The 16,723-nt window shown below is 51.9% G+C and carries 18 protein-coding genes; all 18 read left to right on the top strand.

What is annotated here, in order from left to right; translation table 11 throughout:
- Window positions 1-15 precede the first annotated feature (15 nt).
- The 18 genes from fliM to ACFVTB_RS16565 are packed head-to-tail and all read left to right on the top strand — an operon-like array spanning window position 16 to window position 16,714.
- The gene (gene fliM / locus ACFVTB_RS16650) at window positions 16-1,017 is read left to right on the top strand and encodes a flagellar motor switch protein FliM (protein WP_387751237.1); all 1,002 of its coding nucleotides are present in this window, start codon (window positions 16-18) and stop codon (window positions 1,015-1,017) included.
- Window positions 1,007-2,230: a flagellar motor switch phosphatase FliY gene (fliY, locus tag ACFVTB_RS16645; RefSeq protein WP_387751234.1), complete on the top strand. Its 1,224-nt coding sequence runs from the start codon at window positions 1,007-1,009 to the stop codon at window positions 2,228-2,230. Before fliM ends, fliY begins: the two co-directional genes overlap by 11 nt.
- 22 nt (window positions 2,231-2,252) lie before the next feature.
- The gene (locus ACFVTB_RS16640; RefSeq protein ID WP_156280733.1) at window positions 2,253-2,615 is read left to right on the top strand and encodes a response regulator; all 363 of its coding nucleotides are present in this window, start codon (window positions 2,253-2,255) and stop codon (window positions 2,613-2,615) included.
- Window positions 2,587-3,258: a flagellar biosynthetic protein FliO gene (locus ACFVTB_RS16635; RefSeq protein WP_387751230.1), complete on the top strand. Its 672-nt coding sequence runs from the start codon at window positions 2,587-2,589 to the stop codon at window positions 3,256-3,258. Before ACFVTB_RS16640 ends, ACFVTB_RS16635 begins: the two co-directional genes overlap by 29 nt.
- A 37-nt stretch (window positions 3,259-3,295) precedes the next feature.
- On the top strand, window positions 3,296-4,003 hold the full coding sequence (fliP, locus tag ACFVTB_RS16630; protein ID WP_387751439.1) for a flagellar type III secretion system pore protein FliP: 708 nt from the start codon (window positions 3,296-3,298) through the stop codon (window positions 4,001-4,003).
- A gap of 21 nt (window positions 4,004-4,024) precedes the next feature.
- Window positions 4,025-4,294: a flagellar biosynthesis protein FliQ gene (gene fliQ, locus ACFVTB_RS16625; protein ID WP_387751228.1), complete on the top strand. Its 270-nt coding sequence runs from the start codon at window positions 4,025-4,027 to the stop codon at window positions 4,292-4,294.
- A gap of 16 nt (window positions 4,295-4,310) precedes the next feature.
- Window positions 4,311-5,102: a flagellar biosynthetic protein FliR gene (fliR, locus tag ACFVTB_RS16620; protein ID WP_387751225.1), complete on the top strand. Its 792-nt coding sequence runs from the start codon at window positions 4,311-4,313 to the stop codon at window positions 5,100-5,102.
- Between the two features lie 15 nt (window positions 5,103-5,117).
- Entirely contained in the window at window positions 5,118-6,215 is a 1,098-nt protein-coding gene (flhB, locus tag ACFVTB_RS16615; protein WP_387751222.1) for a flagellar biosynthesis protein FlhB, read from the top strand.
- A gap of 20 nt (window positions 6,216-6,235) precedes the next feature.
- Window positions 6,236-8,269: a flagellar biosynthesis protein FlhA gene (gene flhA, locus ACFVTB_RS16610; protein ID WP_387751219.1), complete on the top strand. Its 2,034-nt coding sequence runs from the start codon at window positions 6,236-6,238 to the stop codon at window positions 8,267-8,269.
- Complete coding sequence (gene flhF, locus ACFVTB_RS16605; RefSeq protein WP_387751216.1) at window positions 8,266-9,510, top strand: flagellar biosynthesis GTPase FlhF; 1,245 nt, start codon at window positions 8,266-8,268, stop codon at window positions 9,508-9,510. Before flhA ends, flhF begins: the two co-directional genes overlap by 4 nt.
- Window positions 9,507-10,382 (top strand): MinD/ParA family protein, encoded by an 876-nt coding sequence (locus ACFVTB_RS16600; RefSeq protein WP_387751213.1) that lies wholly within the window; start codon window positions 9,507-9,509, stop codon window positions 10,380-10,382. Before flhF ends, ACFVTB_RS16600 begins: the two co-directional genes overlap by 4 nt.
- A gap of 25 nt (window positions 10,383-10,407) precedes the next feature.
- Window positions 10,408-11,784: a protein-glutamate methylesterase/protein-glutamine glutaminase gene (locus tag ACFVTB_RS16595; RefSeq protein WP_387751210.1), complete on the top strand. Its 1,377-nt coding sequence runs from the start codon at window positions 10,408-10,410 to the stop codon at window positions 11,782-11,784.
- A gap of 30 nt (window positions 11,785-11,814) precedes the next feature.
- A complete protein-coding gene (locus ACFVTB_RS16590; protein ID WP_387751207.1) occupies window positions 11,815-13,887 on the top strand; it encodes a chemotaxis protein CheW in 2,073 nt (690 codons plus the stop codon).
- 16 nt (window positions 13,888-13,903) lie between these two features.
- Window positions 13,904-14,365: a chemotaxis protein CheW gene (locus ACFVTB_RS16585; protein WP_387751204.1), complete on the top strand. Its 462-nt coding sequence runs from the start codon at window positions 13,904-13,906 to the stop codon at window positions 14,363-14,365.
- 2 nt (window positions 14,366-14,367) lie between these two features.
- Window positions 14,368-14,988 (top strand): chemotaxis protein CheC, encoded by a 621-nt coding sequence (locus ACFVTB_RS16580; RefSeq protein ID WP_387751201.1) that lies wholly within the window; start codon window positions 14,368-14,370, stop codon window positions 14,986-14,988.
- Window positions 14,985-15,479, top strand: a complete 495-nt coding sequence (locus ACFVTB_RS16575; protein WP_387751199.1) for a chemotaxis protein CheD — start codon at window positions 14,985-14,987, stop codon at window positions 15,477-15,479. Before ACFVTB_RS16580 ends, ACFVTB_RS16575 begins: the two co-directional genes overlap by 4 nt.
- A gap of 4 nt (window positions 15,480-15,483) precedes the next feature.
- The gene (locus tag ACFVTB_RS16570; protein WP_387751196.1) at window positions 15,484-15,939 is read left to right on the top strand and encodes a hypothetical protein; all 456 of its coding nucleotides are present in this window, start codon (window positions 15,484-15,486) and stop codon (window positions 15,937-15,939) included.
- A 4-nt stretch (window positions 15,940-15,943) separates the two neighbouring features.
- A complete protein-coding gene (locus tag ACFVTB_RS16565) occupies window positions 15,944-16,714 on the top strand; it encodes a FliA/WhiG family RNA polymerase sigma factor (protein WP_387751193.1) in 771 nt (256 codons plus the stop codon).
- Window positions 16,715-16,723 lie beyond the last annotated feature (9 nt).

Genomic DNA, 16,723 nt, shown 5'->3' with positions numbered 1-16,723 from the left:
AAGGGGGTGAGAAAGTTGGTTGACGTACTATCGCAGAATGAGATTGACGCGCTGCTGGCCGCGTTATCATCCGGTGAAATGGATGCTGACGAACTGAAGAAGGAAGAAGTCACGAAAAAGGTCAGAATTTACGATTTTAAGCGCGCCGTTCGTTTTTCGAAGGATCATATCCGAAGCTTGACGCGCATACACGAGAACTTCGCGCGATATCTAACAACCTATTTCTCAGCGCAGCTTCGCACATTTGTCCAAATTAGCGTCGTGCAGGTCGAACAGCTGCCGTACGACGAGTTTATCCGTTCTATTCCGAAAATGACCATTTTGAACATTTTCGAAGCCGAGCCGCTAGAGGGCCGCATGGTGCTCGAAGTGCACCCGAACGTCGCTTATGCGATGGTGGACCGGTTATTGGGCGGACAAGGCATCGCGCCTGCAAAAATCAACAGTTTGACGGAAATAGAAACGATCGTTATGGAACGCATTTTTAGAGGAACGTTCGAAAGCTTGCAAGAGGCTTGGAAGACGGTCATCGATCTTTCTCCTCGGTTAGATTCGCTGGAAACGAATCCGCAATTTATGCAAATCGTTTCTCCAAACGAGACGATCGCGCTTATCTCGCTTAGCACGAAAATCGGCGATACGACGGGGATGATCAACCTTTGTATTCCTCATGTCGTGCTGGAGCCGATCATGCCGCATTTATCCGCTCACCATTGGTTCGTATCCCAGAAGAAGGAACGGATTCAAGAGGAAGTGGAAATGCTGGAGCATCGGGTCAGTAGAGCGAAGCTGCCAATTGTGGCTGAGCTTGGCGAATCCTCGCTTACGATTCAAGAGTTTCTGGGCTTGTCCGTCGGCGACGTTATTTCATTAAATAAACCGATCAATGATGGATTGCAGATCAAAGTGGGAGAGAAGTTGAAATTTATCGGCAGCGCCGGCTCGGTCAAAGATCGGTTAGCCGTTCAAGTGGATCAAGTTGTCAGCGAAGGGGCGGAAGAAGAATATGACGAGTAAAGATTATTTATCGCAAGAGGAAATCGATGCGTTGTTGAACCAGTCTGCAGGCGACTCGGATGCAAGCGTTCAGCAGAGCGACGCGCTTGAACTGTCCGACCTGCTCACCTCGATCGAACAAGACGCTTTGGGCGAGATCGGCAACATTACGTTCGGAAGCGCCGCAACGGCTCTTTCGACACTGCTCGGCAAAAAAGTCGACATTACGACGCCGCAAGTGACGTTTATTAAGCGCGATCAGCTTTCCGACGAGTTTCCGAAGCCGCATGTAGCGGTCAGTGTACAGTACGTAGACGGTTTTGAGGGCATTAACTCGCTGGTCATCAAGACGAAAGACGCGCAAGTGATCGCCGATCTTATGCTTGGCGGAGAAGGCAACGTCACTTCCGAGGAATTGAACGAAATACATATTAGTGCGGTACAAGAGGCGATGAACCAGATGATGGGTTCGTCGGCGACATCCATGTCGACGATCTTCAACCGGTTGGTCAATATTTCTCCGCCAGGAATCGACATTCTGGATGTTGATAACGGAAACGGCATGGCACAGCTGCCTCCGGTCGACGTTTTTATTAAAATTTCGTTCCGTTTGATGATTGGCGATCTTATTGACTCTACCATTATGCAACTGCTTCCGGTCACGTTTGCCAAGCAAATGGTATCCACGCTGATGGGCGGAGGAGCAGAGGAGCTAGCGGCGCCGGCTGAACCTGTGCAAGAGCAGGCTGCTCCTTACGCGGCAGCCGTTCAAGAGCCAATTCAAGCGCAAGCCCAGACGGCAGCTGCGGCGCAGTCGCACCAGCAGCCAGCTCCGCAAGCCTACTATGAAATGCCGGCAGCGCCGCAAGGTCCTCAAGGACCGCAAACTTACGGCAATCCGGTAGGGCGAAACGTTAATGTGCAGCCGGTTCAGTTCTCGAATTTCAATCAACCGCAATTTATGCCAACAAATGACACAAATCTTAATTTACTTCTCGACATACCGCTCAAGGTTACCGTAGAATTAGGAAGGACCCAGAAGCAAATTAAGGATATTTTGGAATTGTCGCAAGGTTCGATTATCGAGCTGGACAAGCTGGCTGGCGAGCCTGTTGATATATTGGTGAACAACAAGCTGATTGCCAAAGGCGAGGTTGTCGTCATCGACGAGAACTTCGGCGTTCGGGTAACGGATATCGTAAGCCAATGGGACCGTATTCAAAAATTACAATAACACCCTAGGAGGAAAAAAGAAGATGGCAAACCGCATTCTAATCGTTGACGACGCAGCTTTTATGCGCATGATGATCCGAGACATTTTATCCAAGAACGGCTACGAAGTCGTCGGTGAGGCGCAAGACGGCGCGCAAGCGGTGGAGAAGTACAAGGAATTAAAGCCGGACTTGATCACAATGGACATTACGATGCCGGAGATGGACGGAATATCCGCTCTGAAAGAGATCAAAAAGCTCGACGGCAACGCCAAAGTGATAATGTGCTCCGCGATGGGACAGCAAGCGATGGTCATCGACGCGATTCAAGCGGGTGCGAAAGATTTCATCGTTAAGCCTTTCCAAGCGGACCGAGTGATTGAAGCGATTAAGAAAACGCTCGGGTAGTGGCATGAGCTTCCGCTTAAAACCGATTGCCAAGCTTCTTATGCTGTCTTCGGCGGGTATCGCGTCTTGGCCGGCCCTTGCGGCCGCCGAAGCGATAAACGATAGCTCCGATCCGCTTCCTTATAGCGGTCCAAGCAATATTACAAGCAATTTAATATGGGTTTTCTTCTCGTTGGCAATCGTAATCGTACTTATTGTTTTCGTAATGAAATGGTTGTCTCAGCGCAACCGGGTATGGGGAACGAACCGTTCGGTCCGTTCGCTCGGCGGTGTTGCGCTTGGACAAAACAATTCTTTGCAAGTCGTGGAGCTTGCCGGCAAAATCTACGTCGTCGGCGTCGGCGAAAATGTGACGCTGCTCGACAAAGTCGAAGATGCCGAACAAGTGCAAGCCATTCTGGAGGCCATGGACCGACCGGCTGGAAACGGATGGTCGCCTGCCGCCTTCACGGATCTGCTCAGCAAGTTTCGCAAGCGCGACGGCAAGGAGCCGTCCAACGAACAGTGGAATCAGGAGGCGTCTTCGTTTCAATCGATGCTGAACGATAACCTGTATCGGCAAGCGGATCGTAAGCAGCAGCTGGAGTCGCTGTTTAAAGACGACAAACTTAATGAACGGTTGATGGATGACAATGAAAAATAAATGGTGGATCTCGATTGCCGTCGTACAGTTGGCCGTCATGCTGCTTTTCCTGCCGCATGCATACGCCGAACCGCTGCCGAATGTGGAGATTAATATCGGAGACGGCGCGGAAGGCTCGGGAACGAGTACGCTGTCGATTCTGCTGTTAATTACAGTACTTAGCATCGCGCCGGCAATTCTTGTTCTGATGACCAGCTTTACCCGCATCGTGGTCGTGCTCGGCTTCGTCCGCACGTCAATCGGTACACAGCAAATGCCGCCCAACCAAGTGTTGATCGGCCTGGCTCTTTTTCTAACCTTTTTTATTATGGCGCCGACATTTTCGCAAGTGAACGAGGTTGCGCTTCAGCCTTATATGAAGGGAGAAATCTCGCAGACGGAAGCGTTCGAGAAGGCCGCCGTGCCGATGAAAAAGTTTATGTTTTCCCATACTCGCGAGAAAGACCTGCTGCTGTTCATGAATTATACGAAGACGGAGAAGCCGGAAACGTATGAAGACATACCGCTGACGGTGCTCGTCCCCGCTTATGCGATAAGCGAGCTGAAAACAGCGTTTCAGATGGGCTTTATGATCTTTATTCCGTTTCTCGTCATCGACATGATCGTATCCAGTACACTGATGGCGATGGGGATGATGATGCTTCCGCCGGTTATGATATCGCTGCCGTTCAAGCTGCTTCTGTTCGTCCTGGTAGACGGCTGGTACTTAATCGTCAAATCGCTGCTGCTCAGCTTTAACACTTGACGGCAGAGAGGGAGGAACGGAATGAGTGTTGATTTCATCATCGGTTTGGCCGGACAAGCCGTCTATACGGTATTGAAAGCCAGCGCGCCTATGCTCATTCTTGCTTTGGTCGTCGGTCTGATCGTCAGTATATTTCAAGCGACCACGCAAATCCAGGAGCAGACGTTAGCTTTTGTGCCCAAAATCGTAGCGGTATTTATTTCTCTCCTCGTTTTCGGTCCATGGGTTTTGAATACGATCGTCGATTTCACTTACAATCTGCTGAATAATTTGCATAAATACATCGGATAGGCTGTGAATCGGAGCGATGGAGCAGTTTTTGCAAAGTTTTCCTGTATTTCTGTTGATTTTTTGCCGCATTACCGCATTTTTTGTAGTCGTGCCTCCGTTTTCATTGCGCGGAGTACCGAACACCTTCAAGATCGGCCTCGGTTTTTTCATTTCCCTTATCGTCTTTCTGACGTACGGGGTGAACCAATCGATTCCGGCGGATGCGCAATACATACTATTTGTTATACGTGAAGTGCTGCTAGGCTTACTGATGGGCTTTCTGGTCTATCTGTTTTTTACCGTCGTACAAACGGCGGGGGCGCTGATGGATTTGCAAATCGGATTTGCGATGGCTAATATCGTCGATCCGATGACGGGCATTTCGTCGCCAATGCTAGGCAACTTCAAATACATGCTGCTCATTATGGTATTCCTTCTAATGAACGGTCATCACTACTTATTAACGGCGCTGATGGACAGCTATCAATGGGTGCCGTTAAGCAATGAGTTGTTCGGAAGGTTCGCCGAAGGAAACTTAACCGAATATTTGACGAGAGCATTAGGCAATACGTTCGTGCTGGCGCTTCAGATGGCTTCTCCAATCGTCATCGCGCTGTTCCTGACGGACGTTGGGCTTGGGTTTCTCGCCAAAACGGCGCCGCAATACAACGTATTCGTCGTCGGTATTCCGCTTAAAATTATTGTCGGTCTGTTCGTTCTCTTTCTGATGATGCCTGGAATGGCCATGCTGTTCGAACGATTGCTCGGCATTATGTTCGACAATTTGAATCAGCTGCTTGGCATTATTCGGGGAGCGGATAGTCAATAGGGGAGGCTGCAACCGGTGCATAACTATCGTTTCAAGCTCGACTTGCAGCTGTTTAACCAAGAAAAGACGGAAAAAGCGACGCCGAAGAAAGTGCAGGAGGCAAGAAAAAAGGGCCAGGTGTCGAAATCGGCAGAGCTGCCGGGCGCCTTTATCCTGCTGTTTGTCTTCATGACCTTCGCCATGCTCGGTAACTATTACAAGGAACGGATCATGGCTATTTTCGATCTGTTGTTTCATAACTGGCTGACGATGGATTTGAACGGAAGCACGGTATTTGTCCTGTTCAATAATTTACTCATCGATATGCTGCTTATGCTCGTCCCGATTTTTGCGGTAGCTGTAATCGTCGCAATAGTCGGAAATGTAATGCAATTTGGTTTTCTCTTAACGGGAGAGCCGCTCAAGATGAAGCTTAACAAGCTGAATCCGATTAATGGTTTCAAGCAAATTTTCTCCACTCGTTCGTTAGTGGAATTTCTAAAGAGCATCACCAAGTTGCTTATCATCGGAATACTCGTCTATCAGGCGATTGCCTCCGATTGGGAGCGCGTGATGGTACTCTCCAGCTTGCCTCTTCAGCAAATATTCAGCTTCGCGGCAAGCGTCACCGTCAAGCTCGGCATTCAGATTGGCGCAGTACTGGTCGTCATCGCATTTGCCGATTACATGTACCAGCGCTACTCGCATGCGAAAAGCTTGCGGATGTCCAAACAGGACATAAAAGATGAATTCAAGAAAACCGAGGGCAATCCGCTGATCAAAGGGCGGATTCGCGATCGGCAGCGCCGTATGGCGATGCAGCGGATGATGCAGGAGGTTCCAAAAGCGGATGTCGTAATTACGAACCCAACGCACTTTGCAATTGCCATACAGTACGACGCGACAAAAATGGAGGCGCCGATCATTCTCGCTAAAGGGATGGATCATGTGGCGCTCAAAATTAAAGAGGTCGCGAAGGAGCACGGCGTTGTGACAATGGAAAACAAACCGCTGGCCAGAGCGCTGTATGAACGGGCTGACATCGGAGACTCCATACCTGCAGATCTGTTCCAGGCTGTGGCGGAAGTGCTCGCATATGTATACAAATTGAAAGGCCGTACGAAATCATCTTAAGAAAGGGAGGAGGCAGCATCATGAAAATAAAAGATCTAACTATCCTGCTCGGGATCATCGGTATCGTACTCATGATGGTAATTCCCATCCCGCCTCTCCTGCTAGATATATTGCTTATTTTGAATATATCGATCGCGTTGGTTATTCTGCTTATCGCCATGAATACGAAGGAAGCGCTCGATTTCTCGATCTTCCCGGCTATATTGCTTATCACGACCTTATTCCGGCTGGCGCTGAACGTCTCGACGACCCGCAATATTTTGCTTCATGCCCATGCGGGCGAGGTCGTAAAGACGTTTGGCGACTGGGTTGCCGGAGGACAGGTGGCCATCGGCTTTATCGTCTTCCTCATTCTGGTCGTCGTTCAGTTTATCGTCATTACGAAAGGCTCCGAGCGCGTAGCCGAAGTTGCGGCGAGATTTACGCTCGACGCGATGCCCGGCAAACAGATGAGTATCGATGCTGATTTGAACGCCGGCCTCATTAATGAGCAGCAAGCGCGCGAGCGCCGCTCTAAAATCGAGCGGGAAGCGGATTTCTACGGCGCAATGGACGGCGCGAGCAAGTTCGTAAAAGGCGATGCCATTGCGTCAATCATCATCTTGTTAATCAACTTGATCGGCGGTTTCATTATCGGTATGGCCGTACATGGATTTGGCTTCCAAGAGGCGTTGTCAACTTATTCGATCTTGACGATCGGTGACGGTCTCGTCAGCCAAATTCCGGCGCTGCTTATTTCCACAGCGGCCGGCCTAATCGTAACGAGAGCCGCTTCTGATGGCAACATGGCCGACGATCTAACCAGTCAGCTGTTTAAATATCCAAAGCTGCTGTATATCGTTGCTGGAACGATTCTGATGCTGGGATTGTTCACGCCGATCGGCCTGCTTCGCACGCTTCCGTTCTCGGCGCTGCTCGCCTATGGCGGATGGAGAATGCAGAAGTCGCTCGACAAGCAGCAGGAACAGGAAGAAATGCTTGTCGAGGAGCAGCAAATCGAAGAGGTTCGAAGCCCTGAGAGCGTCGTGTCCTTGCTTCAGGTCGACCCGATCGAATTCGAGTTTGGCTACGGACTTATCCCGCTCGCAGATACGCAGCAGGGCGGCGATTTGCTAGACCGGATCATTATGATCAGGAGGCAATGCGCGCTTGAGCTCGGTCTTATCGTGCCGGTCATCCGGATACGCGATAACATTCAGCTCAAGCCGAACGAATACGTCATTAAAATTAAAGGCAACGTCGTTGCTCGCGGCGAGTTACTGCTGAACCATTACCTCGCGATGAGCCCAGGTATCGAAGATGATTCGATTATCGGCATCGAGACGACAGAGCCGGCCTTCGGCCTGCCTGCCGTTTGGATCGACGAGGCCATGAAGGAACGAGCCGAGCTTTCGGGCTATACGGTTGTCGATCCGCCTTCGGTCGTGGCGACCCATTTGACGGAAATTATTAAGCGCCATGCGCATGAGCTGATTGGCCGCCAGGAAACGAAAGCGCTTGTCGAGAACGTGAAGGATTCGTATCCGGCTTTGATCGAAGAATTGATTCCTTCCATACTAACAATCGGCGATTTACAGAAGGTGCTGGCAAAGCTGCTTCGCGAGAAAGTGTCGATCCGGGATCTGGTAACGATCTTCGAATCGCTAGCCGATCAAGGCGCCTATACGAAGGATACGGATATATTGACCGAGTATGTGCGTCAAGCGTTGTCTCGTCAAATCACCCAGCAATTCTCTGCTGCGGGAGATACGCTTCGTGTCATTACAGTCGGCCCGGCGCTGGAGAAGAAAATCGCCGAATCGGTGCAGCAATCGGAACAGGGAACCTATATCGCTCTCGATCCGATCGTGACGCAGCAAATCTACTCCAGATTAAACGAGCAGGTGATGAAGCAAATTCAAACCGGCCAGCAGCCTGTCGTATTAACTTCGCCGACTATACGGATGTACTTGCGGCAAATTGTCGAGCGCACGATGCAGGACGTACCGGTTATTTCCTACAGCGAGCTGGAGCCTAACATTGAAGTTCAAAGCGTTGGGGTGGTGAACTTATGAGGGTGAAACGATACATCGTTAATGCTTTGCCGGAAGCTTTGCCGATGATTCGCAGCGAGCTCGGCAAGGATGCCGTTATTTTGAACACGAAGGAAATTCGCGTAGGCGGATTTCTTGGAATGTTCAAAAAGAAGAAGATGGAAGTGATCGCCGCCGTCGAATCGAACGGCCGGCAGGAGAAAGCGGCGCAGCCGCGGAAGCAGCCTCCCGCTGAATATGAGGCGGTCATAAGCGCCATCAACGAAACGGTCCGGAAGCAGAGCTCAGCTGCTTCCGCCCAACCAATTACAGAGCCCGTTCCGAATGCGTCGGCAGCGGCGACGGCGGTCATGGACCGCCCGTTGCCGTCGCAGGCGCTTAATCGGATTAATGACGAATTGATGGATGAGATACGAGTTATTAAGCAATCGCTGCTGCAGTTGCAGACGAAACAACCGGGACAAGAAATGCCAGTGCCTTTGAAGGCGCTGTACGAACGATTGACCGAGCAGGAAGTAGAGCCTGACTTGATACGCCGCTTGTTGGACGAGCTGGAATTGAGGAGACAGGAACAGCCGGATTCCTTCGACGAGGTGGCGGCATGGAACGGCGCGCGCGAGCTCATCACAGAATGGATGACGCCGTATTGCGGCGAGTTGCTGAAAGCGGATGCCAGAGTCGTTCATTTCGTCGGACCTACCGGCGTCGGCAAGACGACGACGATCGCCAAGCTGGCGGCCGAACAGACGATCAAGCTGGGCCGTCGCGTCGGTTTCGTTACTTCTGACACTTACCGAATTGCGGCCGTCGATCAGTTGCGGACATACGCCAACATCTTGAACGTACCGATCGAAGTCGTATTTTCACCGATGGATTTACCGAAAGCATTTGTTCAACTGGAAGACCGCGAGCTCATCTATATGGACACGGCGGGACGAAATTTCCGAAATGAGCTGCATGTTTCGGAAGCGTACAGCCTGCTCCAAACGAGCGAAGCAAGCGAAACGGTGCTGGTGCTCAGCTTGACCGGCAAAACGAAGGACATGACGGCGGTTGCGGACAATTTCGTTAAATACGGAGTAGGCAAAGCGCTCTATACGAAGCTCGATGAAACGTCGGTTTTTGGTTCCATTTTAAATTTGACGCTGCAGTACGGACTGAAGCCGACCTATGTCGGACGCGGTCAGAATGTGCCGGATGACATTGCTCCGTTCGAGCTGGCCGGATATGTGAGCGAGCTGTTGGGAGCGCCAGGGCCATGAATGATCAAGCCGAAGCGCTACGCAACCTCGTCAAGCAATCGGGCAACAGCAGAGCGACGCGCATCGTCACAGTAACAAGCGGTAAAGGCGGCGTCGGCAAATCGAATTTCAGCCTTAATTTTGCATTGTCGCTGCAGCGGCTAGGGCAAAAGGTTCTCCTCTTTGACGCTGACATCGGGATGGCGAATATCGACGTGCTGCTTGGCGTCAGCTCTCCCTACCATCTCTATCATTTGCTCAAGCTGGACAAAACGATCTGGGACATTATCCAGCTCGGACCAAACGGACTTCATTTTATCGCTGGAGGATCGGGCTTCAATGATTTACTAGATTTGTCCGACGAAGAGCTGCATAAGTTTATGGATCAGATAGGCAAGCTTCACGGCATGTACGATGTCATCCTGTTCGATACGGGAGCAGGGCTGTCGAAGGAAACGGCAAGGTTCATTGCGGCGGCGCAGGAGGCCATTGTCGTGACGACGCCGGAGCCGACATCGATCACGGATGCATACGCACTGATCAAGATGGTGAAGGGCATGGGCATTGATGCAAGCTTTAAGCTCGTAGTCAATCGGGCGGTTGACCGGAAAGAGGGCAAACAGACGATCGATAAGATCGCTATGGTGGCGCAGCGTTTTCTCCACTCGGAATTGCCTTCTCTCGGCATCGTGCCGGACGATCCGAACGTGTCCAAAGCGGTCAAACGGCAAGTGCCTTTTACGATCGCCTATCCCGGAACGGATGCAGCAAGAGCGATCGAAGACATTGCGAAACGTTATCTGGAATCGGATGTTTCAGCGGCTTCCGATGTCTCCGAGACAACCGGAGGCGTCAAAGGATTTTTACATAAAATGTTCAGGCTATCGAGATAGTCCTTTGCCAACAAGGGGGAAAACAATGGCTCCTTATCGCATTCTCGTCGTGGACGATTCACCGTTCATGCGAAAAATTTTTAGCGATTTCATTTTACAAGACGAGCAGTTTACGATAGCGGGCACCGCAGCGAACGGTCTTGAAGCGATCCAGGCGGTAGAGACGCTAAAGCCGGATGCGATCACGCTCGACTTGGAGATGCCAGAGATGAACGGTATCGACGCGCTCCAGATCATCATGAAGCGGTATCCGCTTCCCGTTATCATGCTGTCCGGCATCAGCGAAGAGAACACCCGGGAGACAATCAAAGCGCTTCAGTACGGTGCTTTCGACTTTATTCGAAAGCCGTCCGGCGCGAACTCCAACGATATCGTGCAAGTCAGCGAGCTGCTGCTTGAGAAGCTGACCATAGCCGTGCTGACGAAGCGTCACGCTTCGTCCTTCGAAACGCGCGAGCCCGATCCGGATCAGCAGTTGCTGAGACTGAAGCGCGAGCAACAGGAACAGCGGCTGCAAGCGCTTGGCGAGGCGCTCGAGCAGGCGAAGGAAGCGGTGGAGAAGCCTGTGAAGCCGGCAGCGAAGCCGCTTTCGAAGCCACAGACTGGGCCGCTGGACAAGCAGGCAGACAAGCAAGGGGAGTCGAAGTCGAGGAAACGGGATACGACAACGCCGTTAACTGGCGGGGAAGCAACGTTCAAGCCGCTGCCGGAGCGCGCGCTCAAACGGCCGGCCGAAGCTTTACCTCCGGCACGGACCGAGCGGCAAAAGCAAGGAAAGAAGCTTGCACCGCCAAGCGAGGTCGCATCTGTCCGTGCCGGCGACTTCCGCCATATTATTGCCATTGGCACGTCGACAGGCGGCCCGCGCGCTTTGCATGAGGTAATCAGCTCTCTGCCGGCCGGATTGCCGGCGCCGGTGCTTGTTGTCCAGCATATGCCGCCTAAGTTTACAAAGTCCCTCGCGCAGCGGCTCGACAGCTTTAGCGCTTTGCAGGTCGTCGAGGCGACGCAAGGAGAGCGGCTGCAGCCGGGAGTTGTCTATGTTGCGCCAGGCGGCTATCACTTGGAGGTCGCGCGGGACGCGAACGGTTACAGCGTTCAGTTGAACCAGCAGCCGCCGCGCAATGGACACCGGCCTTCGGTGGATGTGCTGTTCGAATCACTCGTTCCTTATCAGGAGCTGAAGCGTCATGCCGTTATTATGACCGGCATGGGCAGTGACGGCGCTAAAGGAATGAAGTTGCTTGCCGAGAGCGGGGCGGAATCGACAATTGCGGAGTCGGAAGAAACTTGCGTCGTCTACGGCATGCCGCGCTGCGCGGTGGAAGCCGGAGCTGCAAGCGTCGTTTTGCCGCTGAACCGAATCGCTTCCGAACTCGGTCAGCTCGTAACGAAATCGTAAAGCCAAAGTCGAAACAGGAGGTGCAGCACCATGGATATGAATGCTTATCTGTCGATGTTTATCGACGAGTCCAACGATCATTTGCAAGCTTTGAATGAAAACTTACTGCGACTGGAAGGCGAGCCGGAAGATTTGACGATTGTACAGTCTATCTTCCGTTCGGCCCATACGCTGAAAGGCATGTCGGCAACGATGGGCTTCGAGGATTTGGCTTCGCTGACGCACGAGATGGAGAACGTGCTCGATCTTGTGCGGAACAGCAAGCTGAAGATGGACAGCTTTATTTTCGATACGTTGTTCAAAGGATTGGACGCGCTGGAAGCGATGGTGCAGGACATTGTTGGCGGCGGGACGGGCAAGGCCGATGTTACGGCGATCGTCGCTTCGCTGCAATCGATTTTTAAAGGCGAGTACAAAACGGGCGGGGGCGCTGCAGCAACAGCAGCCGGCACGCCAAGCAAAGGAACGTCTCAGAGCGGCGGCGCGGTCGACTTGGATGAATTCCAAATGTCGATTTTGCTGCAATCGATCGAGAGCGGCCTGCAAGCTTACCATATTCAAGTTCATATTAACGAGGATTGCGTCCTGAAAGCGGCGCGCTCTTATATGGTGTTCGATTTACTGGAGCGAGCGGGAGAGATTGTCAAGTCCGAGCCTTCGGTACAGGACCTGGAGCAAGAGAAATTTGACCGTTCCTTCGTCGTCTTTACGATTTCGAAGCTTTCTTCGGAGGAACTGCAAAAGCAAATTTTGTCGGTGTCCGAGATTGAATCGGCTGCGGTGACGCTGCTGGATGAGGAGTCTCTCACATTGCTAGGCACGAAACCGAAAGAACCGGAAGCGCCGGCCGAGAAACCTGCGACTGCAGTATCGGCTGCGGCAAGCGAAGCACCTGTCGCACAAGCGGCCGCGGCGCGCAGCCAGACCGCTGCTGCCGGAGCATCGGCTCCCGTGTCCAGAACGATTCGCGTCGACATTGATCGGCTTGACACGCTCATGAATTTATTCAGCGAGCTTGTCATCGATCGCGGCCGCTTGGAACAACTTTCCAGCGAAATCAAGCGCAGCGAACTATCAGAAACGGTTGAGCATATGTCTCGCGTCACCTCGGATCTGCAAAGCATCGTACTGAAGCTTCGAATGGTACCGGTCGACACCGTATTCAACCGCTTCCCGCGGATGGTTCGCGATTTGGCCAAGTCGCTCGACAAGAAAATCGATCTCATTATTACAGGCGCGGATACGGAGCTTGATCGTACCGTCATCGACGAGATCGGCGATCCGCTCGTCCACTTGCTTCGCAATTCGGTCGATCACGGCATTGAGACAGTGCAGGATCGGCTCGCGGCGGGCAAACCGGAAAACGGCACGATTCATCTGAGAGCATTCCACAGCGGCAATCATGTGTTTATCGAAGTGGAAGAGGATGGCGCCGGTATCAACCGCGAGAAAGTGCTAAAGACGGCTATCAAGAACGGAGTCGTGACCGAAGAGGAAGCGAAGAGACTGAGCAATGACGAGATTCATATGCTTATTTTCGCGGCTGGCTTCAGTACGGCGGATAAAATTTCGGATATTTCAGGTCGTGGCGTAGGTCTTGATGTTGTTCGTTCCAAAATCACGTCGCTCGGCGGCAACGTTACCGTCGATTCGGCGCTTGGTAAAGGGACGAAGTTTTCGGTTCAGCTGCCGTTGACGCTGTCGATCATTTCGGCAATGCTCATCAAGCTGGGCTCCGAGAAATATGCGATTCCGCTCTCTTCGATTATCGAGACGGGTATTGTCCGTAAGGAACAAATATTGAACGTGCACGGCAATCGGATGATCGAGTTCCGCGGTTCGGTTATTCCGCTCATTTCGCTCAGCCGCGTGTTCGAATCGCCGGACTATAGCGAGAAGGACGAGGAAGAGACGGAAATCGTCGTTATCCGCAAGGGAGACAAATGGGCGGCGCTGACGGTCGACGAATTTATCGGCCAAAGCGAAATCGTGCTGAAATCGCTGGGTAAATATTTAACGAACATCGAAGCGATCTCTGGCGCGACTATTCTAGGCGACGGGCAAGTGGCTTTGATTATCGATACAAACGCACTAATTAAATAATAGGGAGGGTTTCAAGATGGGAGAAGAATTGAAAGTAATTGTATTTGGTCTTGGAGATGAAGAATACGGCATCGAGGTGGACAAAGTCCGGACCATCGAACGGCTGTCCCCGATCACTCGCGTTCCGAAAACGCCGGGTTTCATTAAAGGCGTTATCAATCTGCGCGGCATCGTCGTTCCGATTATCGATTTGCGCGGCCGGTTTGGATTGGCCGAAGCGGCTCCTACCGAGAACACCCGCATTATCGTCGTTGCGGTAGCGGATCTAGAAGTCGGCTTTATCGTAGACGCAGCCAATGACGTTATCGATATCGATACGGATAAGATCGACAGCCCTCCTGAAATCGTAGGCGGCATTAAAGCGAAATATTTGCATGGCATCGCGAAGCTTGGCGAGAACCGGCTGCTCGTTATGCTTAACCTGAACGAAGTGCTTAACAAGAACGAAATTATTCAGCTTGAGCAGCTTGAGGTATAGCAGTGAGCTCATTCGGTAGATTTGAAGAATTCGAACTTGATGTATTGAAAGAAGTAGGCAACATAGGGGCCGGAAACGCCGCGACCGCCTTATCGAGACTGCTGGACAAGCCGGTCGATATGGCCGTGCCGAAGGTTAGTTTACTGCCCTTCGAGGAAATCGCCGAACGCGTAGGCGGCTCGGAGCAGGTCGTCATTGCCGTGTTTTTAAGGGTGGAGGGCGATGCGCCGGGCAATATGTTTTTTATCATTCAAGAGCATTCGGCGAGAAATCTTCTTGGGCAGCTGCTGTCCGTCCCGGACGCGGGGAGGGTTGGTTACACCGAGCTCGAATGGTCGACCCTCTGTGAGATCGGCAATATTTTGGCCGGTTCCTATCTGTCCTCGCTTGCCGATTTTACGAGATTGTCGATGACGCCGTCCGTTCCTTCTGCGGTGATGGATATGGCCGGAGCCATTCTGAGCTATGGGATTGTGCAATACGGTGAAATGGGCGATTCCGCTTTGTTGATCGAGACGACGTTCTTGGAGGACCGACAAGATTTGGAGGGGCACTTCTTTCTTATTCCGGATCCGGAATCATTCAATAAAATTTTCAAGGCTCTAGGAGTAGTTACAGAATGAATGAGCAAACCGTGATCAAGGTAGGCATGGCAGATCTGAACATAGCAACAGACGGGAATATTTTGAAAACGACAGGGCTTGGCTCTTGCGTCGGCATGACGATTTACGATCCCATCGCAAAAGTTGCCGGTATGGCGCATGTCATGCTGCCATCCTCGGAAATCGCCCGGGAAACGACGATTAATATCGCGAAGTATGCGGATACGGCCATACCAGAGCTTATTGAGCGGATGGCCGGAGTGGGTGCGGTCCTGAGACGGTCCGTCGTCAAAATGGCAGGCGGCGCTCAGATGTTCGCCTTTTCCGGGCAATCCGATTCCTTGCGCATCGGTCCCCGTAACGTCGAATCCTGCCTGGCGATGGCAACGCGATACTCACTTCCTATTATTGCGCAGGATGTAGGCGGCAACTATGGACGCACGATCGAAATAGACAGCAGGAGCGGCATTTTAACGATTAGAAGCGTGCAGCTTGGAGTAAAGGAGATTTGAAACAATGATAGGAAACTGGCGATGGAATTTAGGCTTGGGAATAGTTGGCGCACTTTTGACGATCTTGTTCTCTTTGGGGAAAAACCCGCTTGACGTAATGCTGCTGCGCAGCTTATACGCATTCATCGCCTTTGCTGTTATTGCTTTTGTTTTGCGCTTTGCGCTCGGCGTTATTTTACAGCCGCCGGCTATTGCAGCAACGCCGGAAGCGGAAGACGCTCAAGGCAAAGGAACTCAATTCGACGCGTCGACGCCGGATGAGAGCGAAGATTTGAATGAACTGCTGAAGGCTCAACTGGAGCCGGGAGCCCGCGAAGCGGCGCCGGCAGCCGATAAGGCGAATGCGGCGAGCAAGGGCAACGGCGATTTTCGCCCGTTGAATCCGCCTCAGCTCGTGTCGGCTTCGAATGCCGATCCCGAGCAACTGGCCAAAGCGGTGCGTCACATGACGGGAGGTTGAGACGATGAATGCGTCTTTAGACATCCAAAAGTGGCAGGCTTGGAGGGTAGACGGCGATATCGAAGCGAAAAAAGGGCTGATTGAGCAATATTTGCCGCTGGTCGATTACGTGACGAATCGGATGGCGATCGGTCTCCCGAAAAATGTATCGAAAGACGATCTGGCCAGCAACGGCGTGATGGGATTGATCGATGCGATCGAGAAATTCGATTACGGCCGGGGTTTGCAGTTTGAAACGTATGCTTCCTGGCGCATTCGCGGAGCGATTATTGACGGTTTGCGTCAAGGAGACTGGGTTCCCCGTTCCATTCGGGAAAAAGCGAAGAAAGTCGAAGAGGCTTATCAGAAGCTTGAGCAGCACTATTTGCGTTCCGTTAGCGACGCCGAAATCAGCAGTTATTTGGACATAAGCGAGAAAGAGTTTACGACGATGCTTCATGAAATCGCCATCACGACGGTTTGCTCGTTGGAGGACCCGATTCGCGAAGAGGAGTCGGAGACGAGATTGAGCCTGCTTGTAGACGATCGGGCGAAAAATCCGGATCATACCGTGCACGACTTTTTTCTAAAACAATCGTTAGTCAGCGGCATTGATAAGCTGACGGAGAAAGAACGGACGGTCGTTTCTCTCTTTTATTACGAGGAGCTTTCTTTGAGCGAGATTGCGGAAGTAATGTCGCTGTCACCATCGCGAATTTCCCAGCTGCACTCGAAAGCCATATTACGGCTAAGAGGCGCGCTGGCTAAGCATAAAGATCAATTAATGCAGCATTAGAAGGGAGGA

Source organism: Paenibacillus sp. NPDC058071, assembly GCF_042885235.1.
GTDB lineage: Bacteria > Bacillota > Bacilli > Paenibacillales > Paenibacillaceae > Pristimantibacillus.
Note: the sequence above shows the minus strand (reverse complement) of the source record. Positions and strands in the feature narration are given on the sequence as shown.

What these genes read in the sequence shown, in the direction of transcription:
- ACFVTB_RS16570 (WP_387751196.1), top strand. Translation starts at nt 15,484, where the DNA reads ATGATAGGAAACTGGCGATGGAATTTAGGCTTGGGAATAGTTGGCGCA.
- ACFVTB_RS16585 (WP_387751204.1), top strand. Translation starts at nt 13,904, where the DNA reads ATGGGAGAAGAATTGAAAGTAATTGTATTTGGTCTTGGAGATGAAGAA.
- flhF (WP_387751216.1), top strand. Translation starts at nt 8,266, where the DNA reads ATGAGGGTGAAACGATACATCGTTAATGCTTTGCCGGAAGCTTTGCCG.
- ACFVTB_RS16565 (WP_387751193.1), top strand. Translation starts at nt 15,944, where the DNA reads ATGAATGCGTCTTTAGACATCCAAAAGTGGCAGGCTTGGAGGGTAGAC.
- ACFVTB_RS16590 (WP_387751207.1), top strand. Translation starts at nt 11,815, where the DNA reads ATGGATATGAATGCTTATCTGTCGATGTTTATCGACGAGTCCAACGAT.
- fliY (WP_387751234.1), top strand. Translation starts at nt 1,007, where the DNA reads ATGACGAGTAAAGATTATTTATCGCAAGAGGAAATCGATGCGTTGTTG.
- ACFVTB_RS16640 (WP_156280733.1), top strand. Translation starts at nt 2,253, where the DNA reads ATGGCAAACCGCATTCTAATCGTTGACGACGCAGCTTTTATGCGCATG.
- ACFVTB_RS16575 (WP_387751199.1), top strand. Translation starts at nt 14,985, where the DNA reads ATGAATGAGCAAACCGTGATCAAGGTAGGCATGGCAGATCTGAACATA.
- flhA (WP_387751219.1), top strand. Translation starts at nt 6,236, where the DNA reads ATGAAAATAAAAGATCTAACTATCCTGCTCGGGATCATCGGTATCGTA.
- fliR (WP_387751225.1), top strand. Translation starts at nt 4,311, where the DNA reads ATGGAGCAGTTTTTGCAAAGTTTTCCTGTATTTCTGTTGATTTTTTGC.
- fliP (WP_387751439.1), top strand. Translation starts at nt 3,296, where the DNA reads ATGCTGCTTTTCCTGCCGCATGCATACGCCGAACCGCTGCCGAATGTG.
- ACFVTB_RS16600 (WP_387751213.1), top strand. Translation starts at nt 9,507, where the DNA reads ATGAATGATCAAGCCGAAGCGCTACGCAACCTCGTCAAGCAATCGGGC.
- ACFVTB_RS16595 (WP_387751210.1), top strand. Translation starts at nt 10,408, where the DNA reads ATGGCTCCTTATCGCATTCTCGTCGTGGACGATTCACCGTTCATGCGA.
- fliQ (WP_387751228.1), top strand. Translation starts at nt 4,025, where the DNA reads ATGAGTGTTGATTTCATCATCGGTTTGGCCGGACAAGCCGTCTATACG.